31 protein-coding genes and 1 pseudogene are annotated in these 22,300 nt (G+C 35.4%); 14 read left to right on the top strand and 18 right to left on the bottom strand.

Annotated elements, in window-relative coordinates; translation table 11 throughout:
- Positions 1 to 50: 50 nt before the first annotated feature.
- Positions 51 to 1,304 (top strand): glycosyltransferase family 39 protein, encoded by a 1,254-nt coding sequence (locus FH036_RS23930; protein WP_000956217.1) that lies wholly within the window; start codon positions 51 to 53, stop codon positions 1,302 to 1,304.
- A gap of 82 nt (positions 1,305 to 1,386) precedes the next feature.
- On the opposite strand, the pseudogene FH036_RS27510 reads toward FH036_RS23930, so the two are convergent.
- The 3 genes and pseudogenes from FH036_RS27510 to FH036_RS23920 all read right to left on the bottom strand — a co-directional run.
- A pseudogene (locus FH036_RS27510) lies at positions 1,387 to 1,461 on the bottom strand (DUF2196 domain-containing protein); the annotation flags it as partial.
- Between the two features lie 106 nt (positions 1,462 to 1,567).
- Positions 1,568 to 1,798: a hypothetical protein gene (locus FH036_RS23925; RefSeq protein ID WP_000227435.1), complete on the bottom strand. Its 231-nt coding sequence runs from the start codon at positions 1,796 to 1,798 to the stop codon at positions 1,568 to 1,570.
- Between the two features lie 11 nt (positions 1,799 to 1,809).
- Entirely contained in the window at positions 1,810 to 2,106 is a 297-nt protein-coding gene (locus tag FH036_RS23920) for a DUF3986 family protein (protein WP_139896316.1), read from the bottom strand.
- Positions 2,107 to 2,226: 120 nt separating this feature from the next.
- Here FH036_RS23920 and FH036_RS23915 point away from each other — a divergent pair, with 120 nt between their 5' ends.
- Genes FH036_RS23915 through FH036_RS23905 form a run of 3 tightly spaced genes read left to right on the top strand, consistent with a single transcriptional unit; the run spans position 2,227 to position 4,809 of the window.
- Positions 2,227 to 3,234: an ABC transporter substrate-binding protein gene (locus FH036_RS23915; RefSeq protein ID WP_000733215.1), complete on the top strand. Its 1,008-nt coding sequence runs from the start codon at positions 2,227 to 2,229 to the stop codon at positions 3,232 to 3,234.
- 11 nt (positions 3,235 to 3,245) lie between these two features.
- The gene (locus FH036_RS23910; RefSeq protein WP_044793592.1) at positions 3,246 to 4,010 is read left to right on the top strand and encodes an ABC transporter ATP-binding protein; all 765 of its coding nucleotides are present in this window, start codon (positions 3,246 to 3,248) and stop codon (positions 4,008 to 4,010) included.
- Complete coding sequence (locus FH036_RS23905) at positions 4,003 to 4,809, top strand: ABC transporter permease (protein ID WP_138320902.1); 807 nt, start codon at positions 4,003 to 4,005, stop codon at positions 4,807 to 4,809. The genes FH036_RS23910 and FH036_RS23905 overlap by 8 nt, the downstream gene beginning before the upstream one ends.
- Before the next feature lie 34 nt (positions 4,810 to 4,843).
- Here FH036_RS23905 and FH036_RS23900 read toward each other — a convergent pair whose 3' ends face one another.
- Both FH036_RS23900 and FH036_RS23895 read right to left on the bottom strand, forming a co-directional pair.
- Positions 4,844 to 5,071 carry a hypothetical protein gene (locus FH036_RS23900; protein ID WP_000849109.1) on the bottom strand — a complete coding sequence of 76 codons (228 nt, stop codon included), beginning with the start codon at positions 5,069 to 5,071 and terminating at the stop codon, positions 4,844 to 4,846.
- Positions 5,072 to 5,285: 214 nt separating this feature from the next.
- Positions 5,286 to 6,401 carry a hypothetical protein gene (locus FH036_RS23895; RefSeq protein ID WP_044793594.1) on the bottom strand — a complete coding sequence of 372 codons (1,116 nt, stop codon included), beginning with the start codon at positions 6,399 to 6,401 and terminating at the stop codon, positions 5,286 to 5,288.
- Positions 6,402 to 6,494: 93 nt separating this feature from the next.
- Between FH036_RS23895 and FH036_RS23890 the strand changes: the two genes are divergently transcribed.
- Entirely contained in the window at positions 6,495 to 7,169 is a 675-nt protein-coding gene (locus tag FH036_RS23890) for an HAD family hydrolase (protein ID WP_000617318.1), read from the top strand.
- Positions 7,170 to 7,207: 38 nt separating this feature from the next.
- Here the strand turns inward: FH036_RS23890 and FH036_RS23885 are convergent, their stop codons facing one another.
- The 3 genes from FH036_RS23885 to FH036_RS23875 all read right to left on the bottom strand — a co-directional run bounded on the left by FH036_RS23885 (position 7,208) and on the right by FH036_RS23875 (position 8,738).
- On the bottom strand, positions 7,208 to 7,747 hold the full coding sequence (locus tag FH036_RS23885) for a DUF3267 domain-containing protein (protein ID WP_000361272.1): 540 nt from the start codon (positions 7,745 to 7,747) through the stop codon (positions 7,208 to 7,210).
- A 109-nt stretch (positions 7,748 to 7,856) separates the two neighbouring features.
- Positions 7,857 to 8,336, bottom strand: coding sequence for an antimutator 8-oxo-(dGTP/GTP)ase (mutTA, locus tag FH036_RS23880; protein WP_000276386.1), 480 nt, complete (start codon positions 8,334 to 8,336; stop codon positions 7,857 to 7,859).
- A gap of 84 nt (positions 8,337 to 8,420) precedes the next feature.
- The gene (locus tag FH036_RS23875; RefSeq protein ID WP_000435819.1) at positions 8,421 to 8,738 is read right to left on the bottom strand and encodes a hypothetical protein; all 318 of its coding nucleotides are present in this window, start codon (positions 8,736 to 8,738) and stop codon (positions 8,421 to 8,423) included.
- Between the two features lie 83 nt (positions 8,739 to 8,821).
- On the opposite strand from FH036_RS23875, the gene ytzI reads away from it, so the two are divergent.
- The 3 genes from ytzI to FH036_RS23860 are packed head-to-tail and all read left to right on the top strand — an operon-like array spanning position 8,822 to position 9,448.
- Positions 8,822 to 8,971, top strand: coding sequence for a YtzI protein (gene ytzI, locus FH036_RS23870; RefSeq protein WP_000472798.1), 150 nt, complete (start codon positions 8,822 to 8,824; stop codon positions 8,969 to 8,971).
- A gap of 1 nt (position 8,972) precedes the next feature.
- Positions 8,973 to 9,203, top strand: a complete 231-nt coding sequence (locus tag FH036_RS23865; RefSeq protein WP_000488457.1) for a DUF3953 domain-containing protein — start codon at positions 8,973 to 8,975, stop codon at positions 9,201 to 9,203.
- A 14-nt stretch (positions 9,204 to 9,217) separates the two neighbouring features.
- The gene (locus FH036_RS23860; protein WP_000911963.1) at positions 9,218 to 9,448 is read left to right on the top strand and encodes a YczI family protein; all 231 of its coding nucleotides are present in this window, start codon (positions 9,218 to 9,220) and stop codon (positions 9,446 to 9,448) included.
- Positions 9,449 to 9,941: 493 nt separating this feature from the next.
- On the opposite strand, the gene luxS is transcribed toward FH036_RS23860, so the two are convergent.
- Positions 9,942 to 10,415: an S-ribosylhomocysteine lyase LuxS gene (gene luxS / locus FH036_RS23855; protein WP_001141369.1), complete on the bottom strand. Its 474-nt coding sequence runs from the start codon at positions 10,413 to 10,415 to the stop codon at positions 9,942 to 9,944.
- 128 nt (positions 10,416 to 10,543) lie between these two features.
- Here luxS and yidD point away from each other — a divergent pair, with 128 nt between their 5' ends.
- The gene (gene yidD, locus FH036_RS23850; RefSeq protein WP_000809330.1) at positions 10,544 to 10,780 is read left to right on the top strand and encodes a membrane protein insertion efficiency factor YidD; all 237 of its coding nucleotides are present in this window, start codon (positions 10,544 to 10,546) and stop codon (positions 10,778 to 10,780) included.
- Here the strand turns inward: yidD and FH036_RS23845 are convergent.
- Positions 10,777 to 11,340, bottom strand: a complete 564-nt coding sequence (locus FH036_RS23845; protein ID WP_000838159.1) for a beta-class carbonic anhydrase — start codon at positions 11,338 to 11,340, stop codon at positions 10,777 to 10,779. The genes yidD and FH036_RS23845 overlap by 4 nt on opposite strands.
- Before the next feature lie 224 nt (positions 11,341 to 11,564).
- Between FH036_RS23845 and cydA the strand changes: the two genes are divergently transcribed.
- Positions 11,565 to 12,914: a cytochrome ubiquinol oxidase subunit I gene (gene cydA / locus FH036_RS23840; RefSeq protein ID WP_138320900.1), complete on the top strand. Its 1,350-nt coding sequence runs from the start codon at positions 11,565 to 11,567 to the stop codon at positions 12,912 to 12,914.
- Positions 12,904 to 13,932 (top strand): cytochrome d ubiquinol oxidase subunit II, encoded by a 1,029-nt coding sequence (gene cydB, locus FH036_RS23835; RefSeq protein ID WP_000017662.1) that lies wholly within the window; start codon positions 12,904 to 12,906, stop codon positions 13,930 to 13,932. Before cydA ends, cydB begins: the two co-directional genes overlap by 11 nt.
- 166 nt (positions 13,933 to 14,098) lie before the next feature.
- Here cydB and FH036_RS23830 read toward each other — a convergent pair whose 3' ends face one another.
- Positions 14,099 to 14,332 (bottom strand): spore germination protein, encoded by a 234-nt coding sequence (locus tag FH036_RS23830; RefSeq protein ID WP_011040784.1) that lies wholly within the window; start codon positions 14,330 to 14,332, stop codon positions 14,099 to 14,101.
- A gap of 84 nt (positions 14,333 to 14,416) precedes the next feature.
- Positions 14,417 to 15,235 carry an S-layer homology domain-containing protein gene (locus FH036_RS23825; protein WP_001211244.1) on the bottom strand — a complete coding sequence of 273 codons (819 nt, stop codon included), beginning with the start codon at positions 15,233 to 15,235 and terminating at the stop codon, positions 14,417 to 14,419.
- 710 nt (positions 15,236 to 15,945) lie between these two features.
- Between FH036_RS23825 and FH036_RS23820 the strand changes: the two genes are divergently transcribed.
- Positions 15,946 to 16,980, top strand: coding sequence for a YdcF family protein (locus FH036_RS23820; RefSeq protein WP_000273523.1), 1,035 nt, complete (start codon positions 15,946 to 15,948; stop codon positions 16,978 to 16,980).
- Between the two features lie 187 nt (positions 16,981 to 17,167).
- Complete coding sequence (locus FH036_RS23815) at positions 17,168 to 18,040, top strand: YitT family protein (RefSeq protein ID WP_000411467.1); 873 nt, start codon at positions 17,168 to 17,170, stop codon at positions 18,038 to 18,040.
- A gap of 107 nt (positions 18,041 to 18,147) precedes the next feature.
- Here FH036_RS23815 and FH036_RS23810 read toward each other — a convergent pair whose 3' ends face one another.
- From FH036_RS23810 to FH036_RS23790, 5 genes are all read right to left on the bottom strand, one after another.
- On the bottom strand, positions 18,148 to 18,366 hold the full coding sequence (locus tag FH036_RS23810; protein ID WP_000180096.1) for a hypothetical protein: 219 nt from the start codon (positions 18,364 to 18,366) through the stop codon (positions 18,148 to 18,150).
- 93 nt (positions 18,367 to 18,459) lie between these two features.
- Entirely contained in the window at positions 18,460 to 19,275 is an 816-nt protein-coding gene (locus FH036_RS23805; RefSeq protein ID WP_000071210.1) for a DUF4247 domain-containing protein, read from the bottom strand.
- A gap of 12 nt (positions 19,276 to 19,287) precedes the next feature.
- Positions 19,288 to 19,794 carry a DUF4178 domain-containing protein gene (locus FH036_RS23800; RefSeq protein ID WP_000051759.1) on the bottom strand — a complete coding sequence of 169 codons (507 nt, stop codon included), beginning with the start codon at positions 19,792 to 19,794 and terminating at the stop codon, positions 19,288 to 19,290.
- A 21-nt stretch (positions 19,795 to 19,815) separates the two neighbouring features.
- Positions 19,816 to 20,220 carry a DUF350 domain-containing protein gene (locus tag FH036_RS23795; RefSeq protein WP_000220319.1) on the bottom strand — a complete coding sequence of 135 codons (405 nt, stop codon included), beginning with the start codon at positions 20,218 to 20,220 and terminating at the stop codon, positions 19,816 to 19,818.
- Positions 20,221 to 20,448: 228 nt separating this feature from the next.
- Complete coding sequence (locus FH036_RS23790) at positions 20,449 to 21,114, bottom strand: PspA/IM30 family protein (RefSeq protein WP_000110282.1); 666 nt, start codon at positions 21,112 to 21,114, stop codon at positions 20,449 to 20,451.
- A 403-nt stretch (positions 21,115 to 21,517) separates the two neighbouring features.
- Here FH036_RS23790 and FH036_RS23785 point away from each other — a divergent pair, with 403 nt between their 5' ends.
- Complete coding sequence (locus FH036_RS23785; RefSeq protein ID WP_000737463.1) at positions 21,518 to 22,096, top strand: lipoprotein BA_5634 family protein; 579 nt, start codon at positions 21,518 to 21,520, stop codon at positions 22,094 to 22,096.
- A gap of 36 nt (positions 22,097 to 22,132) precedes the next feature.
- Here the strand turns inward: FH036_RS23785 and FH036_RS23780 are convergent, their stop codons facing one another.
- Complete coding sequence (locus tag FH036_RS23780; RefSeq protein WP_000989595.1) at positions 22,133 to 22,300, bottom strand: FeoB-associated Cys-rich membrane protein; 168 nt, start codon at positions 22,298 to 22,300, stop codon at positions 22,133 to 22,135.

Genomic DNA, 22,300 nt, shown 5'->3' with positions numbered 1-22,300 from the left:
GATTTCACATGAAAATACGAAAGAATTAATAAAAAAGGAGTTGCTCATTTTTGCTTACTAAGTTTAAGAGTTTGCCTAAAGCGGTATATGCAATTTTGGCGCTTTCTTTCCTGTTGCACGTTTTTTGTTTAGTAAAACAGCCAGGATTAGATGGAGAGTTAGTCAAAGTAACATATGGTGCAAATGATGCCTTTAACTATTCGTTAACAGCTGAACAACTATTAAAACATGGTGTATTTGGTTATGTGTATTTAGAACCTAGTGAAGTTCCAGGGAAAAATGCATATATCACACCAGGTCAGCCATTACTATTAGCTGGCGCTATGATTATTTCTGATATTACATCAATTCCTTACTATTACGTAGCAACTGTTATTAACATGATTATGAACCTATGCACAGTGCTATTAGTATTCTTAATAGGAAAAGAATTGTTCGAAAAAAACATTTATGGAATTGTTGCAAGTATTTTATATGCTATTTATCCAAGTAACTATACATACTTCCGTACATTGCTAACAGAAGTTCCATCCATATTCTTATTAGCGTTATGTGTATATGTATTTGTTCTCGCATGGAAATACAATAAAGTGAAATTCCATATATGGTTTGGAATTGTCGTTTCAATTTTACTTATGTTCCGTCCAAATCCAGCTCCAATGATGCTCATTCCTGTTCTTGTTGTATTATTTACATATGGATTTAAAGACTCCATTCGAATCGGATTGTTATGGTTTATCGGACCTTTCTTTATTATTGGTGCATGGGTTGTTCGTAACTATTTAGCACTCAACCAATTTATTTTATTCTCAACCCAAGGTGCTGATCCACTAATTGCCGGTGCTGATCCATTTAATAAAATTGGATATGAAAATATAGTAAATGAAATGAGAGCCAAAGGCCTAGATGACAAAGGGGCATACGCAAAAGAATTAATCAAGAACGGCTTTAAGACGGACTTCACTTATTGGTTCTCTTGGTTCACTGTCGGTAAAACAATTGAATTATTCAAAACAGCTCCTGCTGTAGACCAATACCGTATTCACAACTTTATGCAACTATGTCATAGAGTGTTTATCATCGGTACATTCTTGAGCAGCTTCTGCTTCATGCTAAATTCATTTAAACATAAACGCGTTATGATGCTAGTAGCAAGTTCTATTATTTACATTATCTTCTCAAACTTATTCTTAGCAATTAATCGCTATGGATTTTTCATTAATCCCCTTATGTGCTTAATTCTTGCATACGGATTAATTCACATTGTGCAGAAGCTTCCATTCTTCCGCACGAACCAAGCATAATAAGAAAGAGGTCGTCCAACGGTGGACGACCTCTTTCTTATTACCCCACACTTTGCAAACAGCCAATTTGTCCATTCTGTAATCACACTTTAATTCCGTATGTATGTGTTTCTATATTTGTCAAAATATCTTTCACAATACTACTCACTATTTTACTTATAAATGCAAGTTTTTTACAACTATTGCTATAACGAAAAAATCCTGCCACAAGACAGGTTCTTTTCGTTATTTTATGATAAAAGAAAAAATCCTTAGCATGTGTATTATATAAAAGGAAACAGCCATATTTTCCATACGATACATACGAGTACAATAACTACAAAATCAAAAAAATCTAATCTCGGACCCTTTTTCATATTCATCTCTAGCCACATATGAAGCCATTTTATTTTTGTGTATTTTTGGATGTTTTTCTTTGCAAATCGGTAAACGAGTACTTGCATAATAAAAAATCCGACTACAAAAATGAACAAGAAAATGAGAAAATCGACCACAAAATTCCTCCCTATTTTTGCAGCGATTTTTCTACGATATGATTTTTCAAAACCCACTCTTCAAATTGAGCACTTCCAAATTCCCAACTAAGATCACGAGCATGTACAGAAAAAACGTAATAACCAGCATATTCGTCCATAAATTTCCCCGTCTCAATCCCATCTTTCTGAAGACCATATGCTCCAAAATTAAAATATACATCCCACACGTCTTCATTCTTCCGCTTATAAGCAATCGATTCCATATCACATTCTGTTCCGAAATAATCCAGATGTAAATGTACGCTATAATCATATTCGTACTCCATTTTATCACCCCTTATATTTGTACTTCTTTATCCCCCAAAAAATTCCTGCTATCTACACTCACATGTGGGCACTTACCTACATATCATGCTTGTAGAGTGACTTCTAGGAGGTGTTATATAGTGAAAAAATTAATAGCTGTTTTTTGTATCATGTTACTAGCTGTCTTCACACTTGTTGCTTGCAGTAGTAAAAAAGAAGATACGAAAGAACAAACTCAAAATGTTCGAGTCGGCGAAGTTACCCACTCTCTCTTCTATGCCCCGTTATATGTCGGGATTGAAAAAGGATTTTTTAAAGAGGAAGGATTACATGTTGACCTCCAAACAACAGCTGGAGGAGATAAAACGATGACTGCCTTATTATCTGGCGGGATTGATATTGCTCTCGTCGGTTCTGAAACGTCCATTTACGTTCATCAACAAGGCGCAAAAGACCCCGTCATTAACTTCGCACAACTTACACAAACAGATGGAACATTTTTAGTTTCGCGTAAAAAATTAGACTCTTTTAATTGGAATGACGTAAAAGGTGTTACGTTTTTAGGACAGCGTAAAGGCGGTATGCCGCAAATGGTTGGAGAATACGTTTTAAAGAAAAATGGCATTGACCCTCACAAAGATACAAACTTAATTCAAAACATCGAATTTGCTAATATTGCAAATGCCTACGCATCTGGTACGGGAGAATTTGTACAGCTTTTTGAACCGACTGCAAGTATATTCGAAAAAGAAGGAAAAGGATATATCGTCGCTTCGTTCGGAAATGAATCTGGTACTGTTCCATATACATCGTTCATGGCAAAGGAAAGTTTCTTAAAGAAAGATAAAGCTGCTGCTGAAAAATTCACACGGGCGCTGTATAAAGCACAACAATGGGTTGATACTCATAGCCCTGAAGAGATTGCTGATGCCGTTTCTCCGTTATTTAAAGACACTTCAAAAGACATTACAGTAAAAGTAATTGAACGGTATAAAAAGCAACATTCTTATGCGACAAATCCGCTATTAGATGCTGAAGAATGGAAACAGCTCCAAACGATTATGAAAGACGCTGGCGAATTACAAAAAGAAGTTCCACATGAAGCGCTCGTCAATACAAAAATTGCCGAAAGCGTTATTAAGAAATAGAGGCGAAGTGTATGAGTTTTTTACAAATACGTAACGTTTCTCACTGCTTTTTCGCAAAAGAGAATGCCAAATTGATTCTTGAAGATATGAGTTTACAAGTGGAAGAAGGCGAATTCATTTCGATACTCGGTCCAAGTGGTTGTGGCAAAACGACACTCCTCTCCATTATTGCTGGGCTGCTTGATCCAATTGAAGGTATCGTCTTTTTAGATGGTGAGCCCATTACAACGAAAACTTCATCTATGGGATATATGTTGCAGCAAGACTACTTGTTCCCTTGGAAGACAATTGAAGAAAATATTATGCTTGGACTTCATATCCGAAACATTTATGATGAACAGACGAAAGAACATACTTTACAGCTTTTAAAGCAAGTCGGTCTACATGATGTAGAGCAGCAATACCCTCGTGAACTATCCGGTGGTATGCGTCAACGTGCCGCTCTCGTTCGAACGTTAGCGACCGATCCGAAAATTTTATTGCTAGATGAACCCTTCTCGGCGCTCGATTATCAAACGAAATTGAAACTAGAAGATCTCGTTTTCAGCTTATTACGCAAATATAAGAAAACGTCACTACTCGTGACACATGATATTGAAGAAGCCATTGCGATGAGTGATCGTATTTATTTACTACAAGCGAACCCTGGAAAAATTGCAAAAACATTTATCGTCCCAGAAAGCATCCGTTCCTTATCACCGTTACAATCACGCCACCACCATGACTTCCCATCCCTCTTCCAAAATATATGGAAGGAGCTGGAGCGACTTGGATAATATAAAGCAACTACATGAACAGTTTCGGAAAAAAGAACGCAGGCGCGCATGGTTAGCACGGTCTTTACAGCTTTTACTGCTCATTCTTTTCTTTGCACTATGGGAGATAGCTAGCAAAAAGGAATGGATTGACCCTTTACTCTTTAGCTCTCCTTCAAGCATTTGGGAGCTCTTCCTTAGTAAATGGCTTGACGGTTCGCTTTTGGTCCACATATGGACGACATTACTTGAAACGGGAGTAGGCTTCATTCTTGGAACAGTGCTCGGGGCCATTATTGCTACTTTCCTTTGGTGGATACCACTTCTCGCCCGCGTACTCGATCCATATCTCGTCGTCCTAAACGCCATGCCAAAAGTGGCACTTGGTCCGATTATCATTGTAATCTTCGGCCCAAATATTTCTTCGTCAATTGCAATGGGAGTAATCATTTCTATCATCATTACCATTCTCGTTATTTACAGCGCATTTCAAGAAGTCGATTCTAACTATATAAAAGTGATGGACACATTTGGCGCAAATAAATGGCAATGTTATAAACAAGTCGTTCTCCCTGCATCTTTCCCAGCCATTATTTCAACGTTAAAAGTGAACGTTGGATTATCGTGGGTCGGTGTTATATTCGGCGAACTTCTCGTCTCTAAACAAGGCCTTGGCTACTTAATTAGCTACGGATTCCAAGTATTTAATTTCACACTTGTCTTACTAAGCGTACTACTCACATGCGTCCTCGCAACACTTATGTATGTGTTTGTTGAGGCATTTGAAAAACTTCTAATTGGGAAACGAAAAAGAAGCTGACTTAGAGCGATAGACTATAGTCAGCTTCTTTCTTTTACTTTTTATCACACATCTTTGTTTCATTTTTAACATTTCCATCCGCAACCGTAACTGTATGGAAACAATCTTTCACACGTACTGTAACGACATTATCTTTTCGATCTATTACATGATAATCATTAAACTTTTTATCCAATGCACTACGAATTTGCTCCCCTTCAAAAATCGGAAAACCGTGAGACATTACCCAAATGAGACCAGCGACAGCAAGAATCGTTTTCATACGTTTCATTACCTCCTCGAGAGTAAACTTATAGTCCCTATAACACGCGCATTATAATTGTGTCTAAATTGTGACATTTTTATACTAATTCTATTTTATAATGGTAGTTCCTTCTTCTTTTTAACAAAAATACAGAATTTTCAATTTTATCAACATAAAAAACGTAAAGCACTACAATTCTTTACGTTTTCTTAGCTAACATATATAACCCGCATTAGTTTCCACTTCGTTGTTCTATCGTTTTCGAAACATCATATAATCCTGCCAACACTTCCGCTCTCATTTTTACAAGCTCAGGGAATTGATAGAAAAAGGCGATTTTTTTATATTTTAACTCTGTTCCTTCTTTCACCTTTTTTGAGTCTTGTAAAATAAACGCTGTAAACGTATCTGCAATATCTTCCGCTACATTTGTCGTTCCATACTGTGATACAAACTCATCATGTTTTTCTTTAAAAAATTCAATTTGCGTTTCTTCACTTTCTTCTACTTTCTTTTCTGTCCACTCCTGCTCAATAGGCTTCCAGAAAGAATTATAAAATTGATTAATATAAGAGTTTTCCTTCGCACATCCCTCTTGTAAGAAAAGATTTCCACATTTATTTCGGTACGTTGAAATATCTTTATCCTCTTCAAAATCCTTTACATAGTTTTCATCTACTGGTATTTGCTTATGCCCGAGCGTCAACACGTGAGCCGTCTCATGAATTAATGTTTTCATCACTTCATCAATATTTACCGCGGAATCAAGCGTATCTAAGCTAAGAGTCCATTCTTTCGGATTCTCTATACTAGGCATAACGTGAGCAACAACACCGTCATAACCATCCGTTATTAGATCAAATTCTGTTATATTCCCGCGATATTTAGCTGGAATAAGCGTGCGATACATATCCCATAAATCTTCATGATACCCTCTATCTTGACGTTGTTGTAACACCTCTTCTTTCGCTTCTTTATCATCAGCAAATACTTTATTTAAACGTTTCCGTTCTATTTTTTCAAAATAAGGATCTACAATTTCATCACCATCAATATAATAAGAAGCTAAAAAGAAATAATTTTCATCACCATCTTCTTTTTTCTGCTCTGCCTCTTTCATATCCGCACTTTCATGCTCTTCTATTTCATAATCTTCTACTGCTTCAAGCTCAGATAATCCATCTATTTTTTCATATACTTTTTGAAGTTTCTTATCTCCTATTTCCACACATTCTTCGTCTGTTTTACACACTTCTTTTTCTTTCACACTCTTCATAGAACTTTCGCATCCTGCTAGTAAGCCGATTGCAACGATAACCCCTACTAACTTGCCATACAGTCTCTTCATACATTCCTCCATCAATACATTCTACAAAAATATCATAATCATTTTTTAACGAATATGCGATAATAAATTATAAAAATTGTAAGGAGGTTTCCTATGATTCGGGCAGTCCTATTCGACTTAGATGGAACACTATTAGATCGTCGTCAATCTTTAGAACAATTTATTCATGATCAATATAATCGCTTTACCTCTCATTTAATAAACATAGAAAAATCCGAGTATTGTTCTCGATTTCTCGAACTAGATAATAATGGCTATACGTGGAAGGATAAAGTATATGCTACTCTCCTTTCCGAATACAACATTACTACTTTAACGCAAGAGCAACTGCTGCACGACTACATTACAAATTTTCAACATCATTGTATCCCTTTCCAAAACATGCATGAATTACTTCGACGTTTAACACAACAAAATATTAAAATTGGTATTATTACAAACGGCTTTACTGACTTTCAGATAAATAATCTTCGCGCACTAAACATACATACGTATACAAATACAATTCTCGTTTCAGAAGCGGAAGGAATTAAAAAACCGCATCCTGAAATTTTCGAAAGAGCTTTAAAAAAGCTAGATGTGAAGGCGGAAGAATGTCTTTACGTTGGGGATCATCCTGAAAATGATGTACTGGGTTCTGAACAAGTAGGAATTCTTGGTGTTTGGAAAAGAGATTCATTTTGGGGTGATTTTGAGCATTCGCGTGTGGTGGATGATTTGTTGGAGGTGCTTTCGTTTTTAGAGATAGAGACAAAAACAAGACAATAGTAAAAGGAGGCTTCGTTTCCCCGACGCCTCCTCTTCCCTTATGATTCATATACTGTAAACTGCGGTTTACTCGGATGATCTTTAACTAGCGCATCATCTGGAAACTTTGAAACTTTTTGATATAAGGCAATGTCACCCATGCAACCTGCTGTTAGTAGAATTCCTAAAAATGAGATTAATGGCATATTCGTAGCTAACCCAATTACAATTGGCAAAATTCCAGTCGGTAAAAACGGAAGCATTAACACCTTCTTCATTTGCTTTACTGTAATCGCCTGTTTAGAATGAGCATATGCAACACCCAATTTCCAATTGACACCCCATTTTAACTCACTCCACGGAACGCCTCCGATATAACGAAATCCTATTAAATGTATCGCTTCATGAATACAAACAAGAACAATCATTCCAATAATTAAAAGAAACATAACAGGCAATGTAAAGTCAAATTGAACCCCGCCTGAAAGAAATGCATGCAAAAAACTAATTCCAAATGCCAAAACAAATATTATAAGAAATGCATAGACATTTAATTTAACCATCGAAATAGTAACAATCGTTTCTTTTCTTTTATCCATCTTCCCCCTCCTAAAATGTAAATATATCTTTACAAAAATTGTATAATATACCCAAAATAATGTAAAGATATATTTACATTTTTACACACAAAAAAAGAAACCGGCCACTTTACTTCGTAAAACAGCCGATTTCTTCTATATGTTTCATCGTACGCGCCAATACATCGTCGCGCATTATAAAGCTAAATTTTCTATCCGTTTTAATGTTGTCAGGAATGTCTGTTAATAAAACAGATCCTTTCGTTTCTTCGTAATGCGTATGTTCTTCTACCGCACTAATTGTTGCAAAATAAATGTTTTTAATGATTATTTTGTCTTTTCCAGATACTTTATATTGTCCTAAGTAAGTTAAATCAGAAACTATGCCACCGGTTTCTTCATGAACCTCTCGAACTGCCGCTTCTTCCGGTGTTTCCCCGAGTTCTACTTTACCACCTGGAAATTCAAGACCGCGACGTAAATGATGCGTTAATAACCATTGATCCCCGTACCGGCATACAACCCAAACATGCTTTGGCTCAGGAGAAAATGGATAACGTTCAAACGATAATTGTACAGTGTTGTGGTAATAATCTTTAAATTTGTACATGCCATTACTCCCCTATTGATGGTTACAAGTTTTTCCTACCACAAATTGTAGCATATTCTCGCTTTTCTGCATAATATTATCCAATTATAATCCATTGATTATTCCCATTTGTGCGACTAATTCTTTCGTCTCATGATTTCCTAAATCGTAAATCATTTTATATGCTTTTTGTAGTTGTTCATCATATCGGTCATTATTTGAATCATGATGATACTCAACAAATGGAACGTGGGAGCGTACAAATGAACCTAAATCCTCTACATACGCTTGATCAAAGTACTCTCTTAACTCCGTAATTTCCTCTTCATTTGCGGAAATCTCAAAATTATACGTATCCGCTGTCTTCACTTGTGAAATTTGACCGTTTGCTATTGATATATAATATGTTTTTTTCTGCTCCATGTAACACCCTTCTTTCATCCTTTTTATTTCTATTGTTTTCATCAATTACAAAATTATGTAAAATAAAGAAAAGGAGGGGTTCCATGTTTAAAATATTAATTATCGGTATTATAATCGTCCTAGTCATATTAGTACTCTCCGTCATGACGATTAATAAAGGCTACGCTTATAAACATTCCGTCGATAAACTAGAAGATAATCCTTATACAAAAAATAATAAGGAGAATTCATAATATGTTTCGTATACTTCGCATCGGAATCGCGCTCACTGTAATTATTATGTCAGCAATCGGACTCTATACGGGGCAAAATACCTTTCTCCCCCTTTCACAATTTCTATTAGGAGCTTTAATGTTTCTCATTGCTATTGAACAAATAAAGAAAAAGGATTCCGGAACAGGAGTTATTTGTATTGTTGCTGGAGCTTTCATTTGGATTGTTTTCATCAGTAGCTATATAAAATAACAGGGGGAATATATATGCTAAAAGGATTACAGATTACTTTTGCACTCATTGCATTGTGCATAACAATATATGGATATTTTACTGATAATAGAGAAATGATGCCTTACATGTTCATTTTCTTAGGATTAATGGCTTTCACTATAGGACTAGGAGAAATAAAACAAGACAGAAAATCTAGTGGTATATTTGCTTTCATAGCTGGAGCTGGTGCTTTATTTCTTAGCTTCTCAGAAATATTCCGATAAATAATCTATTTAAGGGGGAATTACATGCTAATTGGATTACGGATTGTTTTAGGACTTTTCACGCTTCTCATACTCTCTCTTTGCACTTATATCCAGATTACCGATCATTTCTCACTTCTCCCATAAGTACAATTTATTCTCAGTTGTTTCTTTATTATTGTCAGAATTAACGAAATTATATCCGGACGAAAATCAATGAGCATTCCGTTTTTTTTCGTCTCTATTCTTACACTCTTCGTTCTCATATCAAACTACCTTCGCTACGTATAGAATGAAATCTTGAGCAATTTCGCATTTACAAGCACGTAATAAAATAGGGATTATTTTTTATCAACTTTTGTCGGTAAGTCGATATCCAGTGTCGAAACGTCGATATATAAAAAAAATCGTTTATATATTTCAAGTTACAGTCGATATATTCGAAAAATCGTTTATATAATTTCATTTATTATCATGCCACAAAAAAAACTGCCCTTTCACAGGCAGTCTCACTTTATCCAAACACTTTCTCAAGTTCATCTTTATCTTGGCTTAACCAGAAGTTCATTAAGCGTTTTGCTCCTTCTAAATCGTGAAGCTTCGCTTGACCACATTGTGTTTCATTTGCAGCTGGAATTTCTGTAATTTGAACCGCATCTTTTAATGTTAATTCTAATAAATCAATAATTTCTCGAACTGTCGGTGTTCCGCTTACTACAAGGTAGTATCCTGTTTGGCAGCCCATCGGTGAAATATCGATAATATCAAAATGCGGATAACGATCAATATATTTACGTAAATTAAATGCTAATAAATGTTCTAACGTATGAATAACATCTGGTTTCATTGCTTGTTTATTCGGTTGGCAAAAACGAATATCAAATTTATTTACAATACCGTCACTACCTACATTGTGAACTCCGCAATGTCTTACATAAGGTGCCTTTACAATCGTATGATCTAATTCAAAGCTTTCTACTGATGGCATACAACATCTCTCCCGCTTTTAATTTAATTCCGTTATATCCAATATGATATAACGGAAATGCACATTAGTAAAGTATTATGTACAGTCGTGCTATAATACTTTAAGAATATGCCGAAAAGGAGACCATTATGAAACAGATTTTTATTGGAATTATACGCTTTTATCAAAAGTTCATTTCTCCAATGACACCGCCAACTTGCCGTTTCTATCCAACTTGTTCTCATTACGGATTAGAGGCGTTTCAAAAGCATGGCGCATTCAAAGGCTTTTGGCTTACTTGTAAGCGTATATTAAAATGTCACCCTTTCCACCCAGGAGGATTTGATCCTGTCCCAGATAAAAAGGATGACAAAGTAAATTCTTAATTGTCGTAACCATTCACAACTAAATCTAATTTTCCTGTATCAGGATCGATAACAAGACCGTGAACAGGTACTTCTTCCGGAAGTAATGGGTGGTTGCGAAGTACTGATACGCTATGTTCTACACTTTCTTCTACACTAGAGAAACCGCGCAAGAATTGTTCTAAATCGATTCCAGAATAACGAAGCATATCTAATTTCTCTTCTGTTATACCTCGCTCTTTCATTTTCTCAATTGTACTGCTCGCTTGAATCTTTGCCATACCACAATCATGGTGACCAACTACACATACTTCATCAGCGCCAAGTTCATATACAGCGACTAAAATACTACGCATAATACTTCCAAACGGATGTGAAATAACAGCACCTGCTACTTTAATAATTTTCACATCGCCGTTACGCATATTCATCGCTTTCGGCAATAGTTCAACAAGTCTTGTATCCATACAAGAAATAATTACCATCTTTTTGTTTGGAAATTTCCCCGCTACAAACTCTTCATACTTTTTCTCTTCAACAAATTTCTCATTGTATTGCAAAATCTCTTCTAATGACTTCATAGTAAAGGGCCCTCTTTTCTCTCGTTTACACTACATAAATAGTGTACCAAAATATGAAAAACTCAAAAAGGATATCGCTTTATAGTAAAAATAAGATATTTTCAGATAATCGACATAATTCTTTCAAAATATACACACAGCTTTGTAACAAGTCTCACATACTATAATCCTATTTTCACTATAAACTAATTGTAGATAATGTAAAAAAGGAGTGAATATTTATTATGTCCGACGTTCTGTTACTGAGTCGTTTTCAATTTGCAATTACTATTTTTTATCACTTTTTATTTGTACCTTTGACAATCGGACTTGTCATTTTAGTAGCATGTATGGAAACTCAATACGCCCGCACATTGAATCCAACATACCGCAAAATGGCAAATTTCTGGGGTAAATTATTTACAATTAACTTCGTAATGGGGATTATAACCGGAATTACGATGGAATTCCAATTTGGAACAAACTGGTCTGAGTACTCCAAATATATGGGAGATATTTTCGGATCCCCTCTCGCAATCGAAGCACTCGTTGCCTTCTTCTTAGAATCTACTTTCATGGGAATATGGTTATTCGGTAAAGACAAAATCTCACCAAAGTTCCGTGCCTTCTGTATGTGGATGGTTGCACTTGGAACAAATATTTCCGCCCTTTGGATTATTACAGCAAACGGCTTTATGCAAAACCCAGTTGGCTACGTCGTGCGTAACGGCCGCGCTGAATTAAATGATTTCTGGGCACTCGTTACAAATCCATATGCATGGAATATGTTCTTCCATACTGTAGTTGGTTGTTATATTGTTGGTGCTTTCTTCGTTATGGCAATTAGTGCCTATCACTTATTACGTAAAAATGAAGTTGAATTCTTCAAAAAATCATTTAAGTTTGGTTTACTGTTAGGCTTATTCGCCGCAACAATTACACCGTTTATAGGACATCAATCTGGTGTATCAGCAGCTAAATATCAACCAGCTAAAGGTGCTGCGATGGAAGCTGTTTGGGAAACTGGGAAAGGACAAGGCTTCTCGATTGTTCAAATTCCTGATGTAAAAAATGAAAAGAACCTTGAATTCCTTACGATTCCAAAGTTAGGAAGTTTCTTCTATACAAATTCATTTGATGGCGAAATTGTTGGTTTAAAAGATATTCCGAAAGAAGATCGTCCAAATGTTAACCTTGTGTACTATAGCTTCCGCTTAATGGTTGCACTTGGTATGTTCTTTATGGCATTAACTTGGTACGGTTTCTACTTAAACCGAAAAGGAAAACTGGAAAACTCAAAACGTTACTTAAAAATTACAATATGGTCTGTTTTACTACCATATATCGCAATTAACGCTGGTTGGATTGTTGCCGAAGTAGGTCGTCAACCATGGACAGTTTATAAACTAATGCGTACAGCAGAATCTGTATCACCTATATCTGTCCCACAAATTTGGTTCTCTTTAATTAGTTTAATCTTGTTCTACACTTTACTTTTAATCGCAGACGTATATTTAATGCTGAAGTTCGCAAAAAAAGGACCAGCAGCATTAGAAGAACCTGCTACTAAGGGAGGCGTGGCTCATGTCTCATGATATGCTTGCAATCATCTGGTTTGGTCTATGGGGCGTGATTTGGACAGTTTACTTCATTCTTGATGGGTATGCACTTGGTAACGGAATGATTTTTCCTTTTGTTACGAAAGATCGACAAGAACGAAATCAATTACAAGAAGCAATTGGCCCGTTCTGGGGCGGTAATGAAGTGTGGTTAATTACAGCTGGTGGTGCAACATTTGCTGCCTTCCCAGTCACTTATGCAAATATGTTTAGTTATTTATATACACCGTTATTCTTAGTATTACTTGCACTATTTGCTCGGGCTGCTGGACTGGAATTCATGCATAAAGATGATTCACCAATTTGGCAAAAAACTTGTAAATGGGCATTTGCAATTGGTAGTTTCTTAATTGCTTTCCTATTCGGTGTTACATTTGCTAATCTTTATTACGGACTGCAAATCGGAAAAAATGGCTATGAAGGAAATTTACTTAGCTTACTAAATCATTACGGTATTTTAGGAGGGTTGTTCTTCACTGCTATATTCGTCGTATCCGGTGCCCTTTGGGTTATGATTAAAACGACTGGTGAAGTATCCGACCGTGCTTATAAAATCGCAAGACCATTTTCAATGGCAGCTGCTATCATTTTAGCTATTTTCTATGTAGCAACTGCAAATCGTACAAATTTATTCCAAAACTTCACAGAGTACCCGGTACTATTCATTCTTCCAGTACTTGCAATGTTAATGAGTGTACTCGCACTTATTATGGTGTACAAACATAAAATCGGCCTTGCATTCACATTCGTTTGCTTAACAATCGCAATGTTTATGACAACTGGTTTTGCAGGTATGTTCCCAAGAATGTTACCATCACGTATTAACGACGCATACAGCACAACGTTATATAACGCAGCTGGTAGTCAATTAAACTTAAAAATTATGTTCTTCGTTGCAATGGTTATGGTACCAATTGTTATTGGATATCAACTTTGGAGTTACAGTATCTTTAAAAATAAAATTCATAAAGACTCTGCTAAAGGGTACCACTAAAATGAAAAAAGACACTTCCTTTGAAGTGTCTTTTTTATACGTATGATTTTCGATAGGATGTTATATTTCTAATCTAACAACTATAATACAGAAGAATCATTAACAGCTCACAGTTAGATTGTAGCACAGAGCAAGTTCATCATTTTATGCAACTTTGCATATTTCTCTATAAAGTAAACTGTATTCCTTGATCATTCACGTCGCTATCCCCTACATCCGCTGTACTAATACCACTAAATGTTTGTACTTTCATTCCTGTATTCGATGATCCCGACCCGTTATAAGCTTTCGTTTTTTCAATCGGTTGCACGTTATATTTATCCCCTAAATTAATCGTTCCATTGCAGTTTTCAATAATAACCCCTTCCACAACTGACGGCATTTTGTCACCTACTTTCATTTCCTTACTTTCATTTTATGAAAAGCGCCTAAAAAAATAGCATGTTTCCATAAGAAAAAAGCACTCAAACTGAGTGCTTTTTTCTTATTTACCTTTTTTCTTTTTCTCACAAGCAATTCCATCGCCATCACGGTCTAAATGCTTACCATAATACGGGCTATCTCTTGTAATGTCATAATATCCCGCATCGTTTGCTTCTTTACAGTTAGCAAAACGTTTCGGATCTGGTTTCACTTCCGGTTTTACTTCCGGTTTCGGTTGTGGCTGTGGTTGTTTTGCTCCTGGTCTTTCTTCAAGTGGTAACGTTGCATTATATAAGAACTGAACATATTGCTCACGACTTACATGCATTTTAGGTGCGAATGTACCGTCACCAGTTCCAGCTGTAATATAATTTGATTTAATTGCAGTAATCGCAGGATTCGCCCATCCATTTCTATCTACATCCGGGAAATTATGATCCCCTCTAATTTGCAATTGAAATCCTCTTGTCAAAATTTGTGCCATTTCTTCACGAGTTAACGCATCTTTCGGTCTGAATTTCCCTGTGTTATCTCCAACGAATACGCCCATCTCTGTTAAAGCAAGAATCTCTTTTTTAAACATAGTTGAACGATCCGTAACATCTTTATATGGATTGTTATACTGTTCTTTTACTGTCGGTTTTAAATGGCGGAACATAAGAGCTGCAACTTGCTCACGCGTTACATTATCACCAAATCCAAAAATCCCATTTCCGTATCCAGCAACAACGTTTTTATTTGCTAAATCCATAATTGCTTTATAAGACCAATGATTGTTTGGAACATCTTTAAAACCTGCGCTTGCCCCCGCTGTTCCAATTGAAGTAAATGCTGTAGTTGCAACAAGTGCACCTGTTAAAATTAATTTTTTAAATCTCATACTTAAGTCTCCTTCTCTTTCCATAATAACCATTTAACAATATAACAATTTATTCAAATGTATTTTGTCATATTCTGTCGAACACAAAAAAGAATCCTGCAGGATTCTTTTTTGTTAAGCATGAATGGCAATTTTGGAGACAGTTGACTTCTTCAAAAATTTATTAGGGGTAATATTTTGAAAAAGAAAGCCTTTCATATGTAGGTTAACACTACTGGAATATATAGTAAATTGATAATATTTATACGGAAGATTGCTAATGTTTAGTATAGATACTTTCCACTATATCAACAGTGAAAAGTATCTACATGAAACAACAAAAAAGGTGCCTTCAAAGAAGGCACCTTCCATAAACAGACACTATAAAACAGAATTATTTATTGTTATACGATTGTTAGATACAAAAAGTAGAGGGAAATGTTTGTATTACATTCTGTTTTATAAAGTATGTCTACCACTTATATTTTAATCCTCTTCACTTGAAAATAAATCTAATATGCATAATTACATACAAAAAAAGAAAAGACACTCCATAGAGTGCCCCTTCAACCATTTTACTTTTAATATATCGCTTTACATACATTGTAACATATGTATCCATATATTTTATTGAGAAAATTCAAAATCCTTTTTCTTTCATTTTCAATTATAAAATCATGTAATATAAAAGGTATGTCAAATTCTTATACAAATTGAGGTGTACTATATTTATGTATTTCGGAATTATTCCCCTTATATTGTTTATTATTTTTCTTATCTCTTACTTAAAGGATCCGCGAAAAATAATAAATGGGTTTTTATTTAATGCCTTTATCTGTTCATTTCTATTATTTTGCGCTATAGCCTCATATGAGTCTGGTAGTAATTCTTTACATTTTATCGTTATTATTCCGATGTTAGCGCTCATTGTAATGATACCTTTTGCTATAGTCGCTTTAATGTTTGGGCTATTTCTTAATGCAAAAATTTTAATGCAACGTGAAGGAAGACGCTTCACAAACTCTTTAACTTTAATTGCTGCTTTAGGGATTTTATTCTTTATAATGCTCCCTATTATAAATCCAGCAAGTTTATTCTCAGAGCATTTTCAATTTATTTTTGCTGCTATATCTCTTATAACTATGTATTTCTTTATACACTTATCTAACTTCTTAAGCGCGTATTTTTTATACCAATTCAACAGACCAAGACGTAATCAAGATTTCATTATCGTTCTTGGTAGCGGATTAATTAATGATAAAGTACCACCTTTACTTGCAAGTCGTATTCATAAAGCAATCGACTTTTACTGGAAACAAGCCGCTGTAAATACGCCACCAACAATTATTTTCTCTGGTGGACAAGGTCCAGATGAAGGCCTTCCAGAGGCAGAAGCGATGCAAAAGTACGCTGTTGAAAAAGGAATTCCGCTTGAACATACAGTGCAAGAAAATCGCTCTGTAAACACATATCAAAATATGTTGTTCTCTAAAGAAATTATGGATTCTTTAAAGCCTGAAGGTAAGTATAATAGTATCTTTACAACGAACAACTTCCACCTATTCCGCGCTGGTATATATGCAAGACAAGCAGGTCTTAATAGCCAAGGAATCGGATCAAAAACTGCATTTTATTACTGGCCTAATGCAATGATTCGTGAATATGTCGCAATTGTTGTGATGGGACGTAAGCGCCATATGAAAATATGTGGAACTATTTTAGGCTTCGCTTTATTCCTATCCGTGCTTAGTTTTATCATTTCTTAATAGCATCCCATCCTTTGAAAGGATGGGATTTCTTATACTCATTTCAAAAATATTTTAAAGTTAATATGGTCATAATATTCCCTGCATACATCCATTAAAGGAGAATTTTTTCAAATTAAATGTTAAAATAAAATTTAGGTGTGAATGATGTAACAAACAAGAAACTAGTTTGAAACGAGGAAATTACATGGAGAAAATTATGAAAAACAAGCCCAATAAGCTTAAAATCGCTTCAAAAGCTTTGATGATTATTATTGGGGCATTTATCACAGCGTACGGATTAGAAGCAGTATTAATTCCAAATAACGTATCAGACGGTGGTGTGACTGGTTTAAGTATCGTTAGTTCGAGATTATTTGGATTGCCATTAGGAGCTCTAATCGCAATTATTAACATTCCTTTCGTTTGGTTAGGATATAAGCAAATTGGTAAAAGCTTTGCGATTTATTCCATTATCGGGATTGCTTCATTAGCAATAGGTACCGTTGTCATGCACGGAATACCAGCTATTATTGAAGGCGATACATTATTAGTTACAGTTGTTGGTGGTATTATCATCGGTTTTGGTATGGGACTAGCATTACGTAACGGCGGGGCATTAGATGGAATCGATATGCTAGCTGTATTGCTTTCTCGTAAGTTACCATTCGGAACGAGTGACCTTATTTTATTCTTAAACATGTTCGTATTTATTTTCGTATCAACCGTATTCGGCCTTCAAGGAGCTATCCTTTCGGCAATTGCTTACTTTATTGCTTCGAAAGTGATTCATATCGTTGAAGTTGGTTTAAGTGGTTCGAAAGCATTTAAAATCATTACGAAAGAGCCTGAATTGATGGTAGAAACAATTCGTGATCGTTTAGGCCGAAGTGCAACATATAACGAAGTATACGGCGGTTATTCTAGAGAGAAATTCAAAGAAATTTCTTGTGTAATTAACCGTTTAGAAGAAAGTAAAATGAAAGAACTTATTAATGAAATCGATCCACACGCCTTTATTACAGTTTATGACGTAGCAGAAGTAAAAGGCGGTAACTTTAAGAAACGTGATATTCATTAATCATTATGAAAGAAGAGGGTGTGCCAATATGCTGGCACACCCTCTTCTGTTATTGTTGTCAGTTTTTGTCGGTAAGTCGATATATTTTAATAATCGCTGATATAATTTTACTCTCCCCATCTTCTTCCTCTCTTAATCCATGCTACATATTTTTGAAAGGCGGGCACTTCTTGTTGAAAGCGTAGCGGAACATATAGAAAAAGGGTACATGTACATAGTATCCATAGAATACCTACTACAAAGTGAAATTTCATCGTTGTACTAATGAATAAACTTAAGAATAATACGAGGAACATAATTACACTAAATCTTTTATACATAGTCATACTATCCCCCCCTTATAACTTAATTGTACCAGCTAAAAGGAATTGATTTCCATAAAAAAACCGAAAAGCAAATTTCACTTTTCGGTCTCTACACTATCTTCTCTTCGTAATCTTTCCTGAACCTCCGACCCTCGTTTTCGGGGGAGATGTATTCCTTGGCGGCGTTTTAATAGATGATTTTGGCTTCACATCTGATCCGCTTGAACCACCTGGATTTTTCGTAATTTTCCCTTTGCTTCCAGTAGAAGGCGGAGGCGTGCTGTTTCCTTTTTTCGTAATACTTCCTGTATCTCCTACAGAAGATTTCGAATCTACATTATCGCCTCGCTTAATGATAGATCCTTTCCCTTCCTTCGTAATTGGAGGCGGGGTTTTCTTTTCTTCTTTCGTAGGCGGTCTCTCTGGAATAACTGGTTTATGATTTTGTCTGTCATTATATCCGCGATAATCACCGTACGATGATTTTCGTGAACCGAATATATCATTTAATATACTACCCATAATATATCCTTGCAGGAAGGACGGTTGGTAATTTTGACGGACAAACTCTTTATTACTTATTTCAATTAACGTATCAGATGGCTTCTCTTTATCCTTTTGCAGATTATAAATCTTATCAGAATAAACGAGGAACATTTGATTTTCGTCTTCTTTAGATGCTTGCTTCGGTTCTCTTTCATTCATGAGTTCCTTCGCGACTTCAGGAACTGACCGATTGGCGGCCCTATACACGTAAGATTCTTGTTTACCTTCCTTTGCGACAGATTCAAGCGGATAACGGTCTTGAATCGACTTTGTCTGCCCGCCCTGACAACCTGATAAGGCATATCCAGCAACAACAAGTAATGTAACGATAGCAAGTATAGGGATCACGAACGATTTAATCATGGTAAACAATCGGTTTGACATGATTACGCCCCCTTACGTTGCTCTTATAATTTGTACATCAGCAGGAATAATTGCTTCTCCCTCATACATCATTGTGCGACCATTTTGCCATTCAATACGCAATAATTTTCGATTATCTGATTGGAACTCCCATACATACTGTTCTTCTGAAGCTGAGAATGGTGTTTTTCCCATCACAACAACCCGTCCGTTATATTGCTCTTCCATATGGTACTCTGTATCATCCATTTCAATTGTCGTTGGAATTTCATCAATTGAATCTAAACGACCATCAATTGGTGTATACAATTTGTAATACGTATTTTCACGGTCTTCAATTTTTAAATAACGAATATCTTTCCCGTCTTGCAGTGTTAAAACAATTTCTTTACGAGAATGCATACTCGTTTTCCCAATTAATTCATACATGACTAATGAAACTTCAACCATATCGCCAGGAGCTAACGTTAACAAACTTTTCTCTGGTTTCGGTGGTTCTGGGCTTTTCATTATATTTTTAATTCGTTTAAATAAACTCATGATCTACCCCTCCTTCTCTCTTTATAAACACGCACCTAAAATAAGTGCACCAACAATATGTAATGATCCGGCCAACATCGCATGAGCAACACTGCCTTCTTTCGTACCTTCTTCTAAATCTAAACCAGCCATTTTCTTTAACACAAATTCGATAAACATTTCTACCACTAATAAAATAACGAAAGAAACTGCTGATGCAAGTAGCGCTTGCCATAAGTCATTTGCTTTCGTTATCGATTGAGATAAAATGTACCCTTGCGCAAATAATTTCATAACGAAACGAGTTGTTACTGCTGTATTCCCATTTTTTATTTCTTTTAAATCATTGTATTTAGTAAAAATTGAATCAACCCACATAATTGCAAATAAAAGTATTGCACTCGCTCCAGTCCATACAAGCATCGCTAATACATTTGTCCATGTCATTGCAAAACCTCCTCTAAATATAAAGTGAAACTTTAATCAGTGGGGAGGTGTTCATTCCCCGCTGATTATTAGTTGAACCAATCGGGCATTTACGGGCAGTAGATCTCCCCCCACCTCTCTGCTTTCACAAAAAGTAAAGGTGGGAGTCTTACTGCCCGTTAATGCGGGGTAATAGAAAACCGACATGAATTTATTTAGACATGTCGGTTCATTTGTCTCTATTCTATATTATTTCTCATACTGCTTCATAATACGAGCTAATTCATCGTCAACAGCAGAATTTTTGTTTAAGCTTGCGAATTCATCATCTAATGATTTCTCTTTTTTATACACTTCACCGCTCGCTTCTGCTTCAGCCTCTAATTGAAGAGCTTTCTCTTCCATACGGCTTAAACCAGCTTTTGCTGAGTTTGAATCAAATCCAGACATCGCCTGATTAATATTCTTTTGTGCTTTCGCCGCATTTACACGTGCTACAAGTGTTTCACGTTTATTTTTTAGCTCAGTTAATTGCTTACGCATTTCTTCTAGCTTCAGGCGCAGATTATCAGCAGCAACTTTGTTTTGCTCATAGCTTGCTTTATACTCATTCATCTTTTGCTCTGCATTTTGTTTTTCTTCTAATGCACGACGCGCAAGATCTAAGTTGTTAGCTTGAACAGCCATATGAGCTTGCTCTTCACGTTTTTTCACAAGCGCTTCTTGCTCTTCAAATAAGATTTTGAATTTCTTCTCAAGTGCAATTTGAGCTGCTACACTTTTCTCAGCTTCTTGTACATCCGCTTGCATATCGCGTAAATATTGATCCGTCATCTTAACTGGGTCTTCCGCTTTTTCAATTAATGAATATACATTCGACATTGTTAAATCTCTTAATCGTTTAAATACAGACATCTAAATTCCTCCTATAATATACCTCATATTTCAAATTCACTACTTGGAAAACTGAAAAATCTTCCTTAACAGTAAAGAATATTCATTTTTACAGCCTACGTGTTTATTATAACAAAACTAATATGTCCTTACATGTTATTTCCAAAATACATCCATTATAATATGACATTCCATATAAAACATTGTATTCCTAATATATTCTCATTAATCCTTGTGAGAATTAACTTATTTTTATGCAATTTCACTAAATTACATTATTGTAATGTTACTGTAAGCTAACTCGATAGTTACGTTGCAATATTTCTTATACACTAATACCAGAAGCAACGAACAAGCTTCTCATCATTTCAGAACTAATACAAAAATGTATTAACTATAAAACATATAAAAGGAGAAATTCATCATGAAAAAATTAGTAGGAATCGGATTAGCAGCAGCAATTTCATTCGGAGCATTATCAGGTTGTTCTTTATTAGGAGATAAAGCAAACGGTTTTGTACTGTACGGATCAGAAGAACAAATTCAACAAATTACAGATAAGAACAAAAAAGAAGTGAAAGAAAAAGACTTCTATAAAATGAAAATGACAACATTAGAAGGTAAAAAAGTTCTTGTCATGGATAAGAAAACTGGTGAAGAACTGGTGAAGAAAGAATTACTTAACAAAGTGGATGCAAAAGACGACACGAAACCACTTGATAAATTACCAGCTGTAACAGCAGAGCAAGGTGTATTATTTGCTAAAGAAAAAGTAGAAAATGCTACACTTGATGGAGCAAAATTAAAATATGAAGGCAACACAATTATCGGAAGTGGCCGTGCATATGCCGACATGTTCGCAATTGTTGATGATGCAACTTACGGAAATGTAAAAGGTGAAGAAAAATCTGTAGGTGTATTAAAATTCGATAAAGACCCAAGTAAAGAGTTCCCTGGAAAGAATGGTGTAGAATCATCACAACTTGTAAAAATTAAGAAGTAAAACAAAAAAGCTTTGCGAAATTCGCAAAGCTTTTTTCTATTTATGAGCAATTTGCTCCATATCCGGACTACAAGTATTCGACTGACATGACTTATTTAAAGAACATGCCGCGCATTTTCCTTTTTTACTTCTCTTTACAAAATTAACTAACGTGTATGCTGCATAACCAAAAATGATAGCTCCAATTATAATATTGACCATCAT

The sequence above is a fragment of the Bacillus sp. CD3-5 genome (genome assembly GCF_006349665.1).
GTDB classification, from domain to species: domain Bacteria; phylum Bacillota; class Bacilli; order Bacillales; family Bacillaceae_G; genus Bacillus_A; species Bacillus_A paranthracis.
This window is presented reverse-complemented; position numbering and strand designations above follow the sequence as displayed.